This is a genomic window from Bacillus sp. FSL H8-0516, from assembly GCF_038635285.1.
GTDB classification, from domain to species: Bacteria; Bacillota; Bacilli; order Bacillales; family Bacillaceae; genus Bacillus; species Bacillus safensis.
Genome location: NZ_CP152051.1, coordinates 2634432 through 2651409 on the forward strand (window position 1 = coordinate 2634432; position 16978 = coordinate 2651409).

16 protein-coding genes and 1 other annotated feature are annotated in these 16978 nt (G+C 41.7%); of the genes, 10 read left to right on the forward strand and 6 right to left on the reverse strand.

Features of this window, described 5'->3' with window-relative positions:
- Nucleotides 1–12 precede the first annotated feature (12 nt).
- Entirely contained in the window at nt 13–1356 is a 1344-nt protein-coding gene (brnQ, locus tag MHB67_RS13310; RefSeq protein WP_342492561.1) for a branched-chain amino acid transport system II carrier protein, read from the forward strand.
- 213 nt (nt 1357–1569) lie between these two features.
- On the forward strand, nt 1570–2913 hold the full coding sequence (gene brnQ, locus MHB67_RS13315; RefSeq protein WP_342492562.1) for a branched-chain amino acid transport system II carrier protein: 1344 nt from the start codon (nt 1570–1572) through the stop codon (nt 2911–2913).
- Between the two features lie 40 nt (nt 2914–2953).
- On the opposite strand, the gene ezrA is transcribed toward brnQ (MHB67_RS13315), so the two are convergent.
- Entirely contained in the window at nt 2954–4657 is a 1704-nt protein-coding gene (ezrA, locus tag MHB67_RS13320; RefSeq protein WP_122631873.1) for a septation ring formation regulator EzrA, read from the reverse strand.
- A 340-nt stretch (nt 4658–4997) separates the two neighbouring features.
- On the opposite strand from ezrA, the gene hisJ reads away from it, so the two are divergent.
- Complete coding sequence (gene hisJ / locus MHB67_RS13325; protein ID WP_122631872.1) at nt 4998–5813, forward strand: histidinol-phosphatase HisJ; 816 nt, start codon at nt 4998–5000, stop codon at nt 5811–5813.
- On the opposite strand, the gene refZ is transcribed toward hisJ, so the two are convergent.
- Nucleotides 5783–6448, reverse strand: coding sequence for a forespore capture DNA-binding protein RefZ (refZ, locus tag MHB67_RS13330; protein ID WP_048239102.1), 666 nt, complete (start codon nt 6446–6448; stop codon nt 5783–5785). The two genes, hisJ and refZ, sit on opposite strands and share 31 nt — an antisense overlap.
- 126 nt (nt 6449–6574) lie before the next feature.
- Between refZ and MHB67_RS13335 the strand changes: the two genes are divergently transcribed.
- From MHB67_RS13335 to MHB67_RS13345, 3 genes are all read left to right on the forward strand, one after another.
- Entirely contained in the window at nt 6575–7072 is a 498-nt protein-coding gene (locus MHB67_RS13335) for a GAF domain-containing protein (RefSeq protein WP_024424837.1), read from the forward strand.
- A gap of 303 nt (nt 7073–7375) precedes the next feature.
- The gene (gene rpsD / locus MHB67_RS13340; protein ID WP_024424838.1) at nt 7376–7978 is read left to right on the forward strand and encodes a 30S ribosomal protein S4; all 603 of its coding nucleotides are present in this window, start codon (nt 7376–7378) and stop codon (nt 7976–7978) included.
- A 374-nt stretch (nt 7979–8352) separates the two neighbouring features.
- A complete protein-coding gene (locus MHB67_RS13345) occupies nt 8353–8904 on the forward strand; it encodes a hypothetical protein (RefSeq protein ID WP_213405007.1) in 552 nt (183 codons plus the stop codon).
- 44 nt (nt 8905–8948) lie between these two features.
- Here the strand turns inward: MHB67_RS13345 and MHB67_RS13350 are convergent, their stop codons facing one another.
- On the reverse strand, nt 8949–9515 hold the full coding sequence (locus MHB67_RS13350) for a cysteine hydrolase family protein (protein WP_133744310.1): 567 nt from the start codon (nt 9513–9515) through the stop codon (nt 8949–8951).
- 197 nt (nt 9516–9712) lie between these two features.
- A complete protein-coding gene (locus MHB67_RS13355) occupies nt 9713–10354 on the reverse strand; it encodes a triacylglycerol lipase (RefSeq protein WP_212048632.1) in 642 nt (213 codons plus the stop codon).
- Between the two features lie 207 nt (nt 10355–10561).
- Between MHB67_RS13355 and MHB67_RS13360 the strand changes: the two genes are divergently transcribed.
- Complete coding sequence (locus MHB67_RS13360; protein WP_122631869.1) at nt 10562–10918, forward strand: antibiotic biosynthesis monooxygenase; 357 nt, start codon at nt 10562–10564, stop codon at nt 10916–10918.
- An 83-nt stretch (nt 10919–11001) separates the two neighbouring features.
- Here the strand turns inward: MHB67_RS13360 and tyrS are convergent, their stop codons facing one another.
- Entirely contained in the window at nt 11002–12270 is a 1269-nt protein-coding gene (gene tyrS, locus MHB67_RS13365; RefSeq protein ID WP_024424846.1) for a tyrosine--tRNA ligase, read from the reverse strand.
- Between the two features lie 52 nt (nt 12271–12322).
- Nucleotides 12323–12553 (reverse strand) — a binding site (T-box leader).
- 58 nt (nt 12554–12611) lie between these two features.
- Complete coding sequence (acsA, locus tag MHB67_RS13370) at nt 12612–14336, reverse strand: acetate--CoA ligase (protein ID WP_024426174.1); 1725 nt, start codon at nt 14334–14336, stop codon at nt 12612–12614.
- A 155-nt stretch (nt 14337–14491) separates the two neighbouring features.
- On the opposite strand from acsA, the gene MHB67_RS13375 reads away from it, so the two are divergent.
- The 3 genes from MHB67_RS13375 to MHB67_RS13385 are packed head-to-tail and all read left to right on the forward strand — an operon-like array spanning nt 14492 to nt 16961.
- The gene (locus tag MHB67_RS13375) at nt 14492–15124 is read left to right on the forward strand and encodes a GNAT family N-acetyltransferase (protein WP_024424848.1); all 633 of its coding nucleotides are present in this window, start codon (nt 14492–14494) and stop codon (nt 15122–15124) included.
- A gap of 38 nt (nt 15125–15162) precedes the next feature.
- On the forward strand, nt 15163–15804 hold the full coding sequence (locus MHB67_RS13380; protein WP_024424849.1) for a CBS and ACT domain-containing protein: 642 nt from the start codon (nt 15163–15165) through the stop codon (nt 15802–15804).
- Nucleotides 15801–16961, forward strand: a complete 1161-nt coding sequence (locus tag MHB67_RS13385; RefSeq protein ID WP_024424850.1) for an acetoin utilization protein AcuC — start codon at nt 15801–15803, stop codon at nt 16959–16961. The genes MHB67_RS13380 and MHB67_RS13385 overlap by 4 nt, the downstream gene beginning before the upstream one ends.
- Nucleotides 16962–16978: the final 17 nt, after the last annotated feature.

Consider the following 16978-nt stretch of genomic DNA (forward strand, 5'->3'; position numbering starts at 1 on the left):
GGAGGGACTATTTTGAAAAATAGTTTAAGCATAAAAGAGACACTAGCCATTGGTCTAATGCTTTTTGCATTATTCTTTGGCGCAGGAAATATGATTTTCCCACCTGTTCTTGGACAATATGCTGGTGAGAATGTATGGCTCGCCATTGGTGGATTTTTACTCACAGGAGTAGGTCTTCCGCTTCTAGGGGTAATTGCAGTCGCACTGACAGGTACCGGTGCAAAAGGCCTTGCTGATAAAGCTCATCCTAAATTTGGCACCATTTTCACCGTCATTCTGTATTTGTCCATTGGACCATTTTTCGCTATTCCGAGAACAGGTACGGTTTCGTATGAGATAGGATTAGCTCCTTTCCTGTCAAGTGCCCAATCTACTTCATGGGTACCGCTATTCATCTTTACCGTTGTGTTTTTCGCCATTTCATATCTGCTCGCGTTAAATCCTTCAAAGCTGGTTGATCGAATTGGTAAAATTTTAACACCGATCTTATTAACGGTTATTGCCATTATTGTCATTAAAGCCATTGCTACGCCAATGGGAATGATCGGTGCTCCTGATGCAACATATAAAGCAAACCCGCTCTTCACTGGCTTTTTAGAAGGCTATAAAACAATGGATGCTCTTGCTTCTATCGTTTTTGGGATCGTCGTGGTAACAGCCGTTAAAGACAGAGGCATTACGGAGCGTAAATCTCTTGCAGCAGCTTGTATTAAAGCAGGATTCGTGGCTGCTATTGGACTGGCACTCGTGTACATTTCACTTGCTTATGTCGGTGCTTCAAGCCCTGATGCGACGGGCATGGTTGGAGCCAATGAAGGTGGCAAGCTTCTTTCACTTTCTGCCAACTTTTTATTCGGTTCTGCTGGTAACATTGTTCTTGGCGCAGCCATTTTATTTGCTTGTTTAACGACGAGTGTTGGACTTATTTCATCTTGTGGGGAATATTTTTCAAAGCTTTTCCCTAGCTTTTCGTACCGTACAGTCGTTCTAATTGTTTCTTTATTTAGTACACTGGTTGCAAACCTTGGATTGGCACAAATTATTTCTCTATCTGTTCCAGTTCTTGTGACCATCTATCCATTGGCCATTGTCATTATTTTATTGTCATTCCTTGACCGCTGGATTAACGGTAGAAGAATCATTTATATCGTATCTCTCATCTTTACTGGTTTCTTCGCCATCATTGATGGATTATTAGCAGCCGAAGTCAATCTAGGGGGCTTCCCTAAGATTTTAGGTTCAATCGTTCCGTTTTACGATTTAGGGATTGGCTGGATCGTACCAGCTATTCTCGGAGCTGTGATTGGTTTACTTATTTCGATGTTTACCAATCCGCCGAAACAGCTCGCCTCCTAGTTATCGTGAACCAAAACATCCTCTTCTTCTGTGGAAGGGGATGTTTTTTATTGTTCTTCATATACTAAAATAGAAAAATTCATGACTTTTGTACGAAAACACATGTTGACATCAGGCGTACATCCTTTATAATTAGTGAATGTTAATGATGAACGGTTACTTAGCAAGTAATTAACAGAATATTTCAACATAACAATGGAGGCTTTAAATGCAATGAAGGCAACTTTGTCGACGAAAGATACGATTATCATAGGTTTTATGCTGTTTGCTCTATTCTTCGGCGCCGGTAACATGATTTATCCACCAGAACTTGGACAATATGCTGGGCAAAATGTGTGGAAAGCAATGGGCGGATTTTTATTAACAGGCGTCGGTTTACCTCTTCTAGGGATTATTGCGATCGCTTTAACAGGTCGAGATGCGAAAGGATTAGCTGATAAAGCCCACCCGGCTTTTGGAACAGCGTTTACCGTCATTTTATATTTATCTATCGGGCCGCTTTTCGCTATTCCTCGTACAGGAACGGTTTCATATGAAATTGGTGCATTACCCTTTTTAGCAGGTGTACCAGCTTGGCTCTCACTTCTTGTATTCACACTTGTCTTTTTTGGTATTACTTATTATCTTGCTCTAAATCCAACGAAGATTGTGGATCGTGTAGGGAAAGTGTTAACACCGATTAAATTTACAATTATTTTCATTATTATTGTCAAAGCCATTCTAACGCCGATGGGCGTCATTGGCACACCTGATGTCTCTTACAGCAACGGGTCATTTTTCAAAGGATTTCTAGAGGGCTATAAAACGATGGACGCTCTTGCTTCTATTGTGTTTGGGGTCGTTGTCATCAACGCCATTAAAGGACGCGGTGTGACAAGTAAAAAGGCACTGGCTTCTGCTTGTATCAAAGCAGGTTTGATTGCAGCTGCTGGATTAGCCTTCGTTTACCTGTCACTTGCGTATCTAGGTGCTTCTAGTACACATGCCATTGGATTCGTTGGAGATGGAAGCAAAATTTTAGCACAGTCTTCTCAGTTCCTTTTCGGCAGTCTAGGAAATATTGTGTTAGGTGCTGCTATCACAGTCGCTTGTTTAACAACAAGTATCGGTCTTGTCACATCATGCGGAGAGTATTTCTCAAAGTTACTTCCTAAGCTTTCTTATAAAATGGTCGTGACACTTGTTACATTGTTTAGTTTCATTATTTCTAACTTTGGACTTGCTCATATTGTTGCTTTCTCTGTTCCAGTCTTAACAGCGATTTATCCGCTGGCGATTGTGATCATCGTTTTATCACTTGCTGATAAATGGTTTGGACATAGAAGACCTGTATATGTCCTCTCGTTAATTTTGACAGGGTGTGTGAGCTTATTTGACGGCTTAGCAGCAGCAAAGCTTCCAATCGGTCCAGTAAAAGACATTTTCCAAACAGTGCTGCCTTTTTATGACCTTGGCATTGGCTGGCTTGTCCCTGCGATACTTGGAGTCGCTATTGGGTTCGTGATCTCCCTTTTCACTTCTTCTGCTTCAGAAGAACGCCAGAAGCAGGCATCATAATACAAAAAAGCTGAAGTCCTAGCTATGGACTTCAGCTTTTTTATTGATGCTGATATTCTTTTTCTTGCTGAGCTAATAGCTTCTGAACGGCTCCAGGTGATGCTTTTTCAACAGCTGATGCTGCTACATCAAATGAACCATTATAATCGTACGCATAAAATCTTCGCTCTGCTTCTTTTAATTGTTCTGAAAGAATATGATTTTGGCTTCTAAAACGATTGCCATATTGAATGATTCGTTCAATTTGATCCACTTTAGTGAGCATTTCTTCCGTCTCATTCACAACATGTCTCACTGTGTCAGAGGCTTCTTTTAATTGCCCATTCACAGCTGGCATGTTGAGCGGCAGGTTCTCCAGCTGCTCGTGCACTTGCTGAATCATCTCCTGCGCTTTTTCAGCCTGCTCTTTCATGTCAGCAGGTACACCTGGAATATTGCTTTTTTGCAGCTGACGCACTGTATCTGTCAGCATCGTTTTGAGCTCAGCCAGTGTTTCTCTCGCTTGTAGCTCTTCTTTTCTTAATGATTGAAGATGATCCTTAAATGTATCATGCAATGCTTTTGCATCATCGATAAAGGTCTCAAGCTGATTGATTTCATTCATTAATAGTGAATATGCGACATGATCACGATCAAGCTTCTCGCGAATTTGTTTCATGAGCTTTTCAATTTCTTCTAAGCGTTTTTCGAACGCCTTCTGTTGATCAAGCTCTCCGGCTGTCAGTTTGTAGCTTTCTTTTACAAGAGCTGTTTCTGCCTTTGTTTGGGTGTGATCCTGCTCTAGCTTTTCAAACGCTTCTGTCAGCTCAGGCATTTTGCTTTTGATTTCCTGACCTGCTTCTACTTCCGCTTCCAGCTGATCATACAGCGTCTGAATGGCATCATCAATCATTTGGAGAATGCTTGATGCTTCATCCAGATTGAGTTCATCAATCAGCAGTTTTTCCGCACGGGTCAGCTGTTTGTTTAAATTCTCAAGCTCTTTAGTGATCTGGATGTGCTCGAGCTTGTAGCCTTTGTCTGTCATTTCTTTATATCCGTCTTTCAGCTTCGTCAGCTGGCCTGGTACAGTTTGTTTGCAGTCTGCAATGAGCTTCGGTACATCATTGATATACAGCTGAAGCTGATCGAGTCTGCGGTCTTGCTCAAGCAAAATCTTTCTTGCTTTCATATAGTTGCCGTTTTCTGTCTCTTCCTCGTACTGCTTGATCCCTTCCCAGGCTTCATCTAAGTCCTGCTCCATTTTGTCATAAAGGGTGCCGTATAAATGACTGTACGCAAGCAGATTTTTTCGAACTGTTTGATATTGTTCTTTGACCTTTTCAATGTCCTTGCGATTTTGTTCCTCGCTTGTGACAAGGTCTGCAATCTCTTTTAAAATGTCTTCAATGTTCGAATCAGCAGCACTCAGCAAGTCCTCAATGTGCGTAAGAACCTGCTTGGCTTTGGAGAATCGATATTTATCAGAATACTCTTCTGCATCATATAATAGCTCCTCTACCTTTGGAAGATGGGCTGTGACGATATCGTCCCACTCTGCACGCCATCTTTCAAAAAATTGCTCTGTTTCTCCGGTCATTTTTAAATGTTTGATTTTTGAAATTTCTTCTACAATTGATCTGTTTAAAATTTCAATTTTCCATGCTTCCAATCGGTCAATCTCTTTATATATATTTTTTCGCAGGAAATAACCGACTGAAAACAAAGCAAGCAAAATGACAATTAAACCGATGATAAACTCCATAATGAGCCCCCTTGTTGTGATCTAAGTGATGTCAGGGTAAAAGTGTCCCGAGTAGACCTGAGAACCCTTTCGTGTCCGCTTTGCATTTGTTTTTTATAAGCAGGATCGTATGTTTTCCAATACCATCCATTCACGGTTTTATGTATGTTTTTTCAAGAAAGTATTTGTGCGCTTTCTATCATTTGATCACACGTATCAATGTGACCTGCTTTTATGTATGCGGAAGCTGTCGTTTTCATTGTTATTATGATACCATGTAACCAGCATTTTTGGTCATGATTTTTCATTATTTTCGCTGATAAACATCACGTTTTTCAAAAAATCGACAAGAGGTGACGACATGCTGAAACAAGATGCACATCTACATACACCGTTTTGCCCGCACGGCTCGCTTGATCCTTTTCATTCTTATATTGAAAAAGCCATCAAAAAGGGATTTGATTCCATAACCTTTACCGAGCATGCCCCGCTGCCTCCATCGTTTCAAGATCCAACACCTGAGCAGGATAGTGCCATGAAGCTCCAAGACCTTGAAGCGTATATAACAAAACTGGCTCAGCTGAAACAAGAATACAAAGGGCAATTAATAGTAAAAACTGGGCTTGAGGTTGACTATATCAAAGCGTATGAAGAGGAAACAAGAACCTTTTTAGACTGCTACGGTCCAGAACTAGACGACGCCATTTTATCTGTTCACTTTCTTCCTGCTGGCGATGATTATATTTGCCTTGATTTTGACGAGCATGCCTTCCAGCAGCTAATAAGCATCTATGGCAGCATCGAACAGGTCTACCAAAGCTACTATGACCAAATTCATTCCTCTATTCTATCATCTTTAGGCCAATATAAGCCAAAGAGAATCGGTCATATCACCCTTGTCCAGAAATTCAAACAGCTTTTTCCATATGAAATGTCACCTGAACTTTGTCAAAAGGTCACCCTTTGCCTTGAAGAAACGGCAAAAAAAGGCATGTCCTTAGATTTTAATACATCAGGTCTTCGTAAAACATATGCCAGAAGTATCTATTTAGATCCATGGATGATTGACCTTGCCAAAAAGAAAAAAATTCCGCTCATATTCGGCTCTGATGCCCATCAAGCGGAAGATCTCGGATATGCGTATGATCAATTCGAGGACATCATGAGGTTTAGATGAGAATCTAGTGACGGCTCTTTTGGTTCTAACAGATGATGAAGCGAGCGGCTCAGCTCCTTAAAGTACATTTGATAGAAATACGGCTCACTTGGGTTCAAATAAAGCACCTCTGTTAAATATTGCGGCTGTAAATATGGCATCATGAGAAGTGATTTTAGCTGAATCATAAAGGATGCGAGTGACAGCTGCTCACAAATGACATGGGTGCTTTTTCCTTTTTCAATGATAAGCTGAAACAAATATTTTTCTTTTGTTAAATATGTCGACATGATTTCTCTGATGAGTGTCGAATCAATCGTCACCTCCCGATAAACGAAACGGGTTAATTGACGGTGCTTGTGCTGATAAGATAAAATATCAAAAACCACATGTAGTAAACATTCTTTTGCATGACGAGTTTCCATGTGATGGAGATGTGATTCAATCATGTGAATGTAGCCTTCATAAAAATCGGATACGAGCTGCTCAAGCAGCCCTCCTTTTCCTTGAAAGTAATAAGAAATGTGGGCAACGTTGACGTTTGCTTCCTTCGCAATCTCACGGACAGAGGTTCCAGAAAATCCTTTTTGGTTAAAAAGTCTGATGGCAGCATCCATAATACGGTCTTTTGTCTGCACAGTTGTTGATGTTTTCATCCGCTCACCCCTCTTCATGTGTACATACTTCAAGATGAAGGCAGAAGTTCCTTTTACAATTGCTCGACAAATCCCACATGCGAAACGCAAGTTATGTATTTTTAAGATAGAAAGTAGGAGATTTTCATGTTTCATGTCGAAAAACAGTCTGGCGATCCTTCAAAAGACTATCAATTGCTTGTCAAACAGGTAGAAGCCATTACAGATGGTGAACCTGATCTGATTGCCAACTTGGCAAATGCAGCTGCGCTACTCTATCACTCACTTCCTGAAGTCAATTGGGCAGGGTTTTATTTAGCAAAGGGCGGCGAGCTTGTGCTTGGACCATTTAACGGACTGCCTGCATGTGTGCGCATCCCTTCTGGAAAAGGTGTTTGCGGTACAGCCTTTGCGACAGGTGAAGTGCAGCGTATCGCTGATGTCCATGCATTCCCTGGGCATATTGCCTGTGATGCCGCATCGCAATCTGAAATAGTCATTCCGCTCAAGGTCAATGGACAGATCATTGGGGTACTCGATATTGACAGCCCTGTGAAAGACCGCTTCAGTGAAGTAGATGAGACCTATCTTATTCAATTTACAGACATTCTCCAACAGGCGTTATCTGTCTCTACGGATGCGTAATCATTTTGAAAAAGCAGGCACATTGTCTGCTTTTTTATGTTTCTTTATATAATGGAGAACGTCACCTCTGCCTCTAAATAGGTTGACTTCTCCTACCCAGCGTCATATAATAGAGTTTGTGTGAAATATGGCAGCCTTTTTGTTCGGCTTTTTTGTATCATTTTGTTCCTTCTATATTATGAAGGTGCATCTTGTAACTCCCTGCTGCTGGAGCGAGGATGCATGAAAACATAATGACGAAAAAGAGGAAGAACAGACGGTTTTTATTTTTCACAAATAAAAACAATAAGGAGGAGTCACATTATGGCTCGCTATACAGGTCCAAGTTGGAAGATTTCCCGCCGTTTAGGCATTTCATTAAGCGGAACAGGTAAGGAACTTGAAAAACGCCCTTACGCTCCAGGCCCACATGGTCCAGGACAACGCAAAAAACTTTCTGAATACGGTTTACAATTACAAGAGAAGCAAAAGCTTCGTCACATGTACGGTGTCAACGAACGTCAATTCCGTACACTATATGACAAAGCTGCTAAACTTCCTGGTAAACAAGGTGAAAACTTCATGATCCTTCTTGAAACTCGCCTTGACAACCTAGTATACCGTCTTGGCCTTGCTCGTACTCGCCGCCAAGCGCGTCAGCTAGTAAACCATGGTCACATCCTTGTTGATGGAAGCCGTGTAGACATCCCATCTTTCTCTGTGAAACCAGGTCAAACGATTGCTCTTCGTGAGAAATCTCAAAACCTTGCAGTAGTGAAAGAATCAGTTGAAGTAAACAACTTCGTTCCTGAATACCTTTCTTTCGATGCTGAAAAGCTTGAAGGAACTTTCACTCGTCTTCCAGAGCGTTCTGAATTAGCGCCTGAAATCAGCGAACAACTAATCGTTGAGTTCTACTCTCGTTAATTTCATTACTTCTCTAAGAGAGCAAACAAACCCTAGATCCCTTGATTGTTCAAGGATTTCTAGGGTTTTTTGTTTCGGGTTTTAATGCTTGAAAAGTTTGACATTGGCGTCACCCCTTTTCAAGGGGATTTAGCCAAGACCACCTTTGAGTAAGCCGTACATTTGTACATAAGATCATTGGAAGAAACCTCCTATTTCCAATCACCTCTTTTCCTCGACCGTCCCCTGTATTCTTACTTCAACTAAACCTGTCTCATTTTTTATATACAAATATAGGAAATATTTCGTTGAAGTGCCTTTTTTCTATTGGTACAATCATGATAGATGACATATCAGTCGTGTGGTCTTCTATAGTACTTAGATGGGGGAGTTCCATGTATAGTATCACGATCATTCTATTCTTACTTTTAATCTTATCAGTGATTGCCTATTCTCTTCTAAGAAAAAAACAGATTATAGATGAGCCGCCCAATAGATTTGCTGCAAGTCTGTTTATCTTCCTGCTCTTTTTTTCTATCTGCTTTGTGATCGCGGTTCCAAGTGTATTGCTATACATCACTGTTTTAGGCGTGAATTTTCTTTTTGGAGAAACCATCACGTATGATTCATTTTTTTCTTTGATCTCTTTCTCTTTGTTCGTGAGTGTTATCGTCGTTTTTTGGTCACCTGTTCTTCTATTCATAGGAAAAGGACTTGCTTATCTCCTTAAACTTCCTGTATGGCTCACTTATGCTTTGGAATGGGTGAGTTCTTGGATCGTTTTACATCTCTCTATCAAGTATGTCCTTTACTTAAACTTAATGAATGTATCGATAGGGGATGACGGCGTATTGATTTTATCATTCTTTGTCAGTTTTTTATTTATTGAGATTGATCTCGTTTACTCACGTAAAAAACGAAAACAATCGTTGGACACATATACTTAGCATAAAAAAAGCTCCTAGATTTCTTTCTAGGAGCTTTCAAACGTTCATTCGGGAGTTGTCCATTTTGCGATAAGCTGCTCTGTTGTCATGACAGTCGCAAATTCATCATGCAGGGTTGCAAGTGAGAGCCGGTGGATCGTATCTGGGTCAAAATATGTACCGTTTTGATCTGTTAGTCCAAAGGCGGCTGTTGCATCTGAGATCAGATACGTATCAAAGCCAAGATTTCCGCTCATCCTTGTGGTTGTTGATACGCAGTGAGGTGTTGTGAGTCCTGCAATTACGACCGTGTCAATCTGATTTGACCTTAGTTGTTCCTCCAAGCTTGTCCCTATAAAGCTGCTGTTGACTTTCTTTTGTATCACTGTTTCTTCCTCTAGCGGTTTAGCCATATCTTTGAAAAGGTGCCCTTCATTTGCTGGATGAAATACAGAGTCCGGATTGTCGGATGTATGCTGAATATGAATCACTTTCCAGCCCTTCTCTCTCCAAAACGTCAATAGCCGGCTAATATTCTCCTCTGCCTCTAGATTATTGCGTTCTCCCCATTTTTCATGCTCGAATGCCTTTTGTACATCGACAATAATGAAAGCCTTTTGATTCGTTTTCACAAACGCCCACCTCCGAAAAAATTCCCGTTCACTACATGTAGTGTAAGGAATGGTGGACGTTTTGTACATGTTTTTATTCAGCTATGTACGATGGTCTGTTTCTGTATCATCGTTTTGCCACCCTTTTCAATATCTCTAGCTGCCATATGCCAGTTGACATCAAAAAAGACAGCATATGCCGCTGTCTTTTCGTTTTTTTAATTCGTATTCTGTCCTCCACCGTTCAGTCCTTCTTTAATATAGCCTTTCACTTGACTTGAGGTTAATAGACCGATATGGCCAACGCCATGGATCAGAACGTTTCTTGCGCCAATTAAACGAGAGAGGCTGTTGACGACGATGAGATCAGCTGAGCTGTAGACAGATGTGTAAAGAATTTTTTGATTTGGATCTGTGCCTGGTAATGCTCTGCTTGAAACGAGTCCGTTTGCTCCACCAATTGTGACAACGTTTTCAATTTTATCGCCGCCATCTAGATTCTTAATATAGTATAATGTGTTCGCTCCGCCCATACTATGAGCCACAATATCTACTTTTTTGGCACCCGTTTTGTCTAACACATCTTTGACGAATCTGGATAGACGCGGACCATTGTTGCGATTATTTCCTGTTTTGTCTATGAAATCGATAGCATATAATTGGTTTCGATCCCAGCCTTGTGTGGCCAAATAACTTTTAATAGAAAAAAAGTTATAAGAGGCACCGCCCATGCCGTGTACCATCACAACCGGATTATGCTCAGCCGCCTTCACCTCTTTCGGCTGGATAAAAGCCATTGAACCAATCACCAATGCAAGCGCAATGAGAATTTGCAAACTCCTTTTCTTAACAAACATCACTTTCATTCCCCCTTATTCATCTTATACGACTCTATTTTATACAAGAAAAATATGTCAGAAAAGTGAACAAGGTAATGTTTATGAGATGATTTTACAAAAATATAAATAATCAAAAAGCACCTTGGACTTTTTTAAATTCAAACAAAAAGACTACGAGACCTTCTTTCTTTCATATATAATATCAATAGACTAAGGAGGTTCTACTAGATGCTATTTACTCAAACACCTGCACCACCCTATTATGCCGTGATTTTCACATCAAAACGAACAAATGTCGAACAGAAACAATACGATGCGGCTGCTCAAAAAATGGAAGAATTAGCGAAGGATCTAGATGGATTTCTTGGAATAGAAAGTGTACGAGATGAACATGGTGTTGGAATCACTGTCTCTTACTGGGATTCATTAGAAGCCATCAAAGAATGGAAAGCACATACAGCACATCAGCGTGTTCAAAAAAAGGGGAAAAAAGATTGGTATGAATCCTATACAACCCGAATTTGTAAGGTAGAACATGCTTATACAAACAAAGATTCACACCTTGAACAAGAAGCAGACGAATGAGCTACTTCTACATAAAAAAGAAAAACACCTCAATGTATACGAACATTTGAGGTGCTTTTCCATGATGCTTACTGTTTCATACTTTATTTATACGTCACGAGGAAGTATTTCTTTTTCCCTCTTCTTAAAACAGTAAATTGATTTTCAATTCGGTCGTCAGCGGAAAGAACATAATCTTTATCTGTTTGTCTCTCTCCGTTAATGGAGACAGCACCATTTGTGATATCTTCACGTGCTTGACGCTTTGATGGAGACAGCTTTGATTCCACAAGGATATCGACTAGTGTTAATTCTTCTGTGCTGCTTTTCTCCATTGATGGAACATCCTTAAAGCCTACTTTCACTTCTTCAGCTGTAAGAGATTTGATCTCACCTTTAAATAGCGCATTTGAGATGTTAACAGCCTGTTCTAGTGATTCACGGCCATGTACAAGTGTTGTCACTTCCTCTGCTAGACGGCGCTGTGCTTCACGCTTTTCAGGTGCTGTTTGCACTTTTTCTTCGTACGATGCGATCTCTTCTTTTGATAAGAACGTAAAGTATTTTAAGTATTTCACGACATCACGGTCATCTGTGTTGATCCAGAATTGGTAGAACTCGTATGGAGACGTTTTTTCTTTATCTAACCAGATGGCGCCGCCTTCTGTTTTACCAAACTTTGTGCCGTCTGCTTTTGTGACAAGCGGCATCGTCAGACCAAATGCTTTTGCCCCTTCTGCTTCAGACTTACGGATTAGCTCAAGTCCAGATGTGATATTTCCCCACTGGTCACTTCCGCCAATTTGAAGCTTACAATTTTCATTTCTGTAAAGGTTTAAGAAGTCTAAAGACTGCAGGATGACGTAGCTGAATTCTGTGTAAGAAATCCCTGTTTCGATACGTGAGCTCACGATATCTTTTGCCAGCATGAAGTTTACACCGAAGTTCTTTCCAATATCACGAAGGAACGTGATGACATTCATTTGGCTGATCCAGTCGTAGTTATTCACGATGACGGCTGGATTCTCGCCTGCTTCAAAATCAAGAAATTGAGACAGCTGTCCTTTGATTTTTTCTGACCACTGTTCGACGATTTCTGCTGGATTTAGTGAACGTTCCGCTTTTTTGAAGCTAGGGTCGCCGATTAGTCCAGTTGCGCCGCCAACAAGAGCAATCGGATGATGACCTGCTTCTTGGAATCTGCGTAATGTTAAAATTGGCAATAGATGACCAATGTGTAAGCTGTCAGCTGTCGGATCAAAGCCGGAGTATAGTTTGATTTTTTCTTCTGCTAATAATTTTGTTAAACCTTCTTCATCTGTTTGCTGCTGAATTAATCCTCTGAACGATAGCTCTTCCATCAATTGACTCATTTTCAAATCTCCTTTTTTTACAATTCAACAAAAAAACGCCCCTTCGAATGAACGAAGGGACGATATATATCGCGGTACCACCCTGCTTAAAAGACAAAAATCTCGTCTTTTCACTTACACTGATAACGGACAGATCCGTTCTTTCACTAATCAGGGCATGCTCCTTTTCGTAAAAGCGGTTCGTGAGGGTAATTCGAATATCTCTTTGTACTGACTCGCACCAGCCGTCAGCTCTCTTCAACAGGGAAAGATCATTCTACTGAATCTCAGTCAAAACCTTTTCATATTCAACTAATGTCATTTTTAACACACTTTTGATATCAAGTCAACTGATGAAAAAATTAATCTTCCATTGTCGAAAGGTCGCCAGCAGGTAAATTCAGCTCCCACGCCTTTAGCACACGTCTCATAATTTTTCCGCTTCTCGTTTTCGGCAGTTTGTCTTTGAACTCAATTTCTCGCGGTGCCGCATGTGCTGCGAGTCCTTTTTTCACAAACGTACGAATCTCTTCTTTCAGCTCATCTGTCGGCTCATATCCGCTTCTAAGCGCTATAAATGCTTTAATAATTTCACCGCGGACCGGATCTGGCTTTCCAATGACACCAGCCTCCGCAATAGCTGGATGTTCGACCAGTTTACTTTCCACCTCAAATGGACCGACCCGCTCTCCTGACGTCATGATGACATCATCGACACGTCCCTGGAACCAAAAGTATCCGTCTTCATCCATATAAGCTGAATCTCCTGAAACATACCAATCTCCCGGCATAAAGTAAGATTCATATTTTTCAGGATTGTTCCAGATCGTATGCATCATAGAAGGCCAGCCTTTTTTAATCGCAAGGTTGCCCATCCGGTATGGCGGAAGTTCATTTCCTGCATTATCGACAATTGCCGCTTCTACGCCTGGAATTGGTTTTCCCATCGAGCCTGGCTTGATGTCCATGCATGGATAATTACAAATCAGCTGGGCACCGGTTTCTGTCATCCACCAAGTGTCGTGAATTCGCTTGCCAAAAACAGCATCTCCCCAGCGGATGACTTCTGGATTAAGCGGCTCTCCCACACTTAAAACATGACGGAGCGAGCTGAGGTCATATTTTTGAATGAGATCATCCCCTGCCCCCATGAGCATTCTAAAGGCGGTCGGGGCACTGTACCAAACGGTTACACCGAGTGATTCAATGGTTTCATACCACGTATCAGGATTAAACCGGCCGCCTAAAATCACATTCGTCGCCCCATTTAACCACGGTGAAAAAATACCGTACACTGTGCCTGTAACCCAGCCTGGATCAGCTGTACACCAGTAAACGTCATCTTCTTTCAAGTCAAGCACCCATTTACCAGTCTGGCCTTGCTGGACCATTGCACCATGGACATGAAGCACACCTTTTGGCGTACCAGTAGATCCTGATGTGTAATGAAGCAGGAAGCCGTCTTTTTCATCCATCCATTCAATCTCAAGCTCCTTTGCTGCCTCCTCAAACGCCTTTTCATAGTGAATTGTCCGCACACCATCGACGTCTTCGTTTTCACCGCCGACAATGACGACAGATTCAAGCTTCGGAAGCTCTGCAAATGGAATTCGCTCGAGCAGATCAGGTGTTGTCACGATTACCTTTGCCTCGCTATTCTCTAAACGGTCTTTGACAGCACCTTCCATAAATGCCTCAAATAACGGGCCAACGATCGCTCCAATTTTAACTGCACCAAGCAGAAGAAAATAGAGCTCAGGTGATCTTGGCATAAAGATAAACACGCGATCCCCTTTTTCTACATGTGCCTTTTCTCTGAATAGATTTCCCGCTTTATTTGTGTTGATTTTCATATCCCTGAACGTATACTTTTCATCCCGCTGTGAATCTTTGTAGTGAAGCGCCACCTTGTTCTGACGAAACGAGTCCGCATGTCTGTCAATCGCTTCATAGGCTGCATTTATTTTTCCTGTTTCATACCAGGAGAAGTTTTTTCTAGCTTCCTCCCATGAAAAATCTTTGTATGCCTGCTCATAATCATTTAAATGATAATCCCCTTTTACTGATGGTAGCGTTTCCAATTTCATCAAACAGTCCCCCTTTGCATACGTTTACAATGACCATTATAGTATAGATGACTTTTTTTCTCAATTTTTAAAAAACTTCTAATGAAACCGTTTTAATTATTGCAAGATTTAAGATAGAATAGAGACGACTCACTAGAATTAGGGGCGGTGGATACGTGGAGCATCCTAAAACTTATTATTCAAAAACCATTGAGCGAGAAACAGGTTCCATCCTGATTGAAGGACCGGTACCTGCATCAGAGCTTGCGAACTATACGTTTCATGAAGGACTAACGGCATTTCGCACGCCTGAGGAACAGAAACAAGCACTTGTTGAAATAGCAGATCTTCCAGAAGGACGTATTATCATTGCAAGAGCGAATGAGCTTGTCGTAGGCTATGTCACGTATTTGTATCCTGATCCACTTGAGCGCTGGTCAGAGGGCAAAATGGATAATTTAATTGAGCTTGGCGCGATTGAGGTCGCTCCTCCATTTAGAGGATGCTCACTTGGCAAGCATTTGCTTGATGTGAGCATGATGGATGAGCAAATGGAGAATTACATCATCATTACAACTGAATATTACTGGCATTGGGATTTAAAGGGGACAAAGAAAAACGTTTGGGAGTACCGCAAAATGATGGAGAAAATGATGAACGCAGGCGGTCTTGTCTGGTTTGCAACAGACGAGCCAGAGATTAGCTCACATCCAGCCAATTGTTTAATGGCCAGAATTGGGAAACATGTGAGTCCTGATTCGATCGAGCGTTTCGATCGTCTTCGCTTCCATCAGCGTTTTATGTATTAACGTTCAATTCGTTTTTTGGCAAAGGGGATTGGTAAACAATGATGATTGAACAAATTATGGAGCGTGATGTGATCACGCTGCGAAAAACCGATACGATTGAAGAAGCCATTCAAAAAATGAGTGCACACCACATCCGGCATATCCCGATCGTATCTGATCAAGGATCTGTCATTGGGATGGTGACAGACCGGGATATTAAAAATGCCAGTCCAAGTATTTTTGAAACAGAGAAAAGGAAGCTCTTTATTCAGCGGCCAGTAGAAGAGATCATGGTATTAGAGACGATCACGGCTCACCCGCTTGATTTCGTTGAGGAGATATCAAGTGTCTTTTTTGAGCACGGAATTGGCTGTCTTCCAGTGGTGAGACGCGGCAAACTTGTAGGCATTATCACAAAAACAGATCTGCTTCGTACGTTTGTAAGACTGACAGGTGCAGATCAGCCTGGGTCGCACTTAGAGGTTGAAGTCGAGCAGATGACAGAAGGCCTCGCAGACATTACGGCCATTTTAAAGGAGCAGCATATTCAATTGCTGAGTGTGCTTGTGTACCCGCATGCCAATGAGGCATCTAAAGTGCTCGTCTTCCGCCTTCAAACCATTCATGCAGATCATGTGACGAAGCTGATTCGCGCAAAAGGCTATAAAGTGCTCTGGCCTATGGAGCAGACGATCAAATGAAGGAAGCGACCTTTGTTTTTTCACCATCTTTTCAAACGTACCAATTTAACCAAGATCATCCCTTCAATCAGCTTCGGGTCTACTTAACTTATGATCTTCTTCAAAAAATGAAGGCGTTAACAGAGGATGAGATCGTCGCACCGCGTATGGCTACTCTGGAGGAATTAAAGCTCGTCCATACAGCAGATTATATCCAGGCTGTGCAGCGGGCAAGTGAAGGAAAGCTGTCTACAGCAGAGGGTGAACGCTACGGTCTTGGCACTGAGGATACACCAATGTTCGCAGGCATGCATGAGGCGGCATCTCTTCTTGTTGGCGGAACATTAACAGCGGTTGATCAAGTGATGCTCGGTCATTCACAGCATGCCCTCAATCTTGGCGGCGGGCTTCACCACGGATTCAAAGGGCGAGCATCTGGCTTTTGTATTTATAATGACAGCTCTGTGGCGATTCAATATATTCAAAAGACATACGGCGCTAGAATTTTATATATTGATACGGATGCTCATCACGGCGATGGTGTCCAGTTCAGCTTCTATGACGACCCAGAGGTATGTACAGTCTCCATTCATGAAACGGGACGCTACTTGTTCCCTGGAACCGGACAAGTACAGGAAAGAGGCCACGATAAAGGCTATGGCTACGCCTATAATATTCCGCTAGATGCATTTACGGAAGATGAATCGTTCCTCGAAGCATACCGAACAGCAGTGACTGAAATTGCTGCTTTTTTTAAACCAGATGTGATTTTGACGCAAAACGGGGCAGATGCACATTACTATGATCCGTTAACTCATTTATCTGCCACCATGAAAATATATGAGGAAATTCCTAGACTTGCTCATGAGCTTGCGCATCAATATTGTGACGGTAAATGGATCGCTGTTGGCGGAGGGGGATATGATATTTGGCGCGTCGTTCCAAGAGCGTGGAGCCGCATTTGGCTTGAGATGAAAGGCATTACACCGCCAGATGAGCTCCCTCAGGACTGGATTCAGGCATGGAATAAGCAATCGCCTGTTACCCTTCCACCTACATGGAAAGATCCTGACGATTTATATCCACCGATCCCAAGAAAAGCAGAAATCACAGAAAAAAATGCTCAAACAGTAGAAAAAGCACTTATGCCTGTTAGAAGAGAAAAGAAAAAGGCATGAAAAAAGCAGGCTTTCCC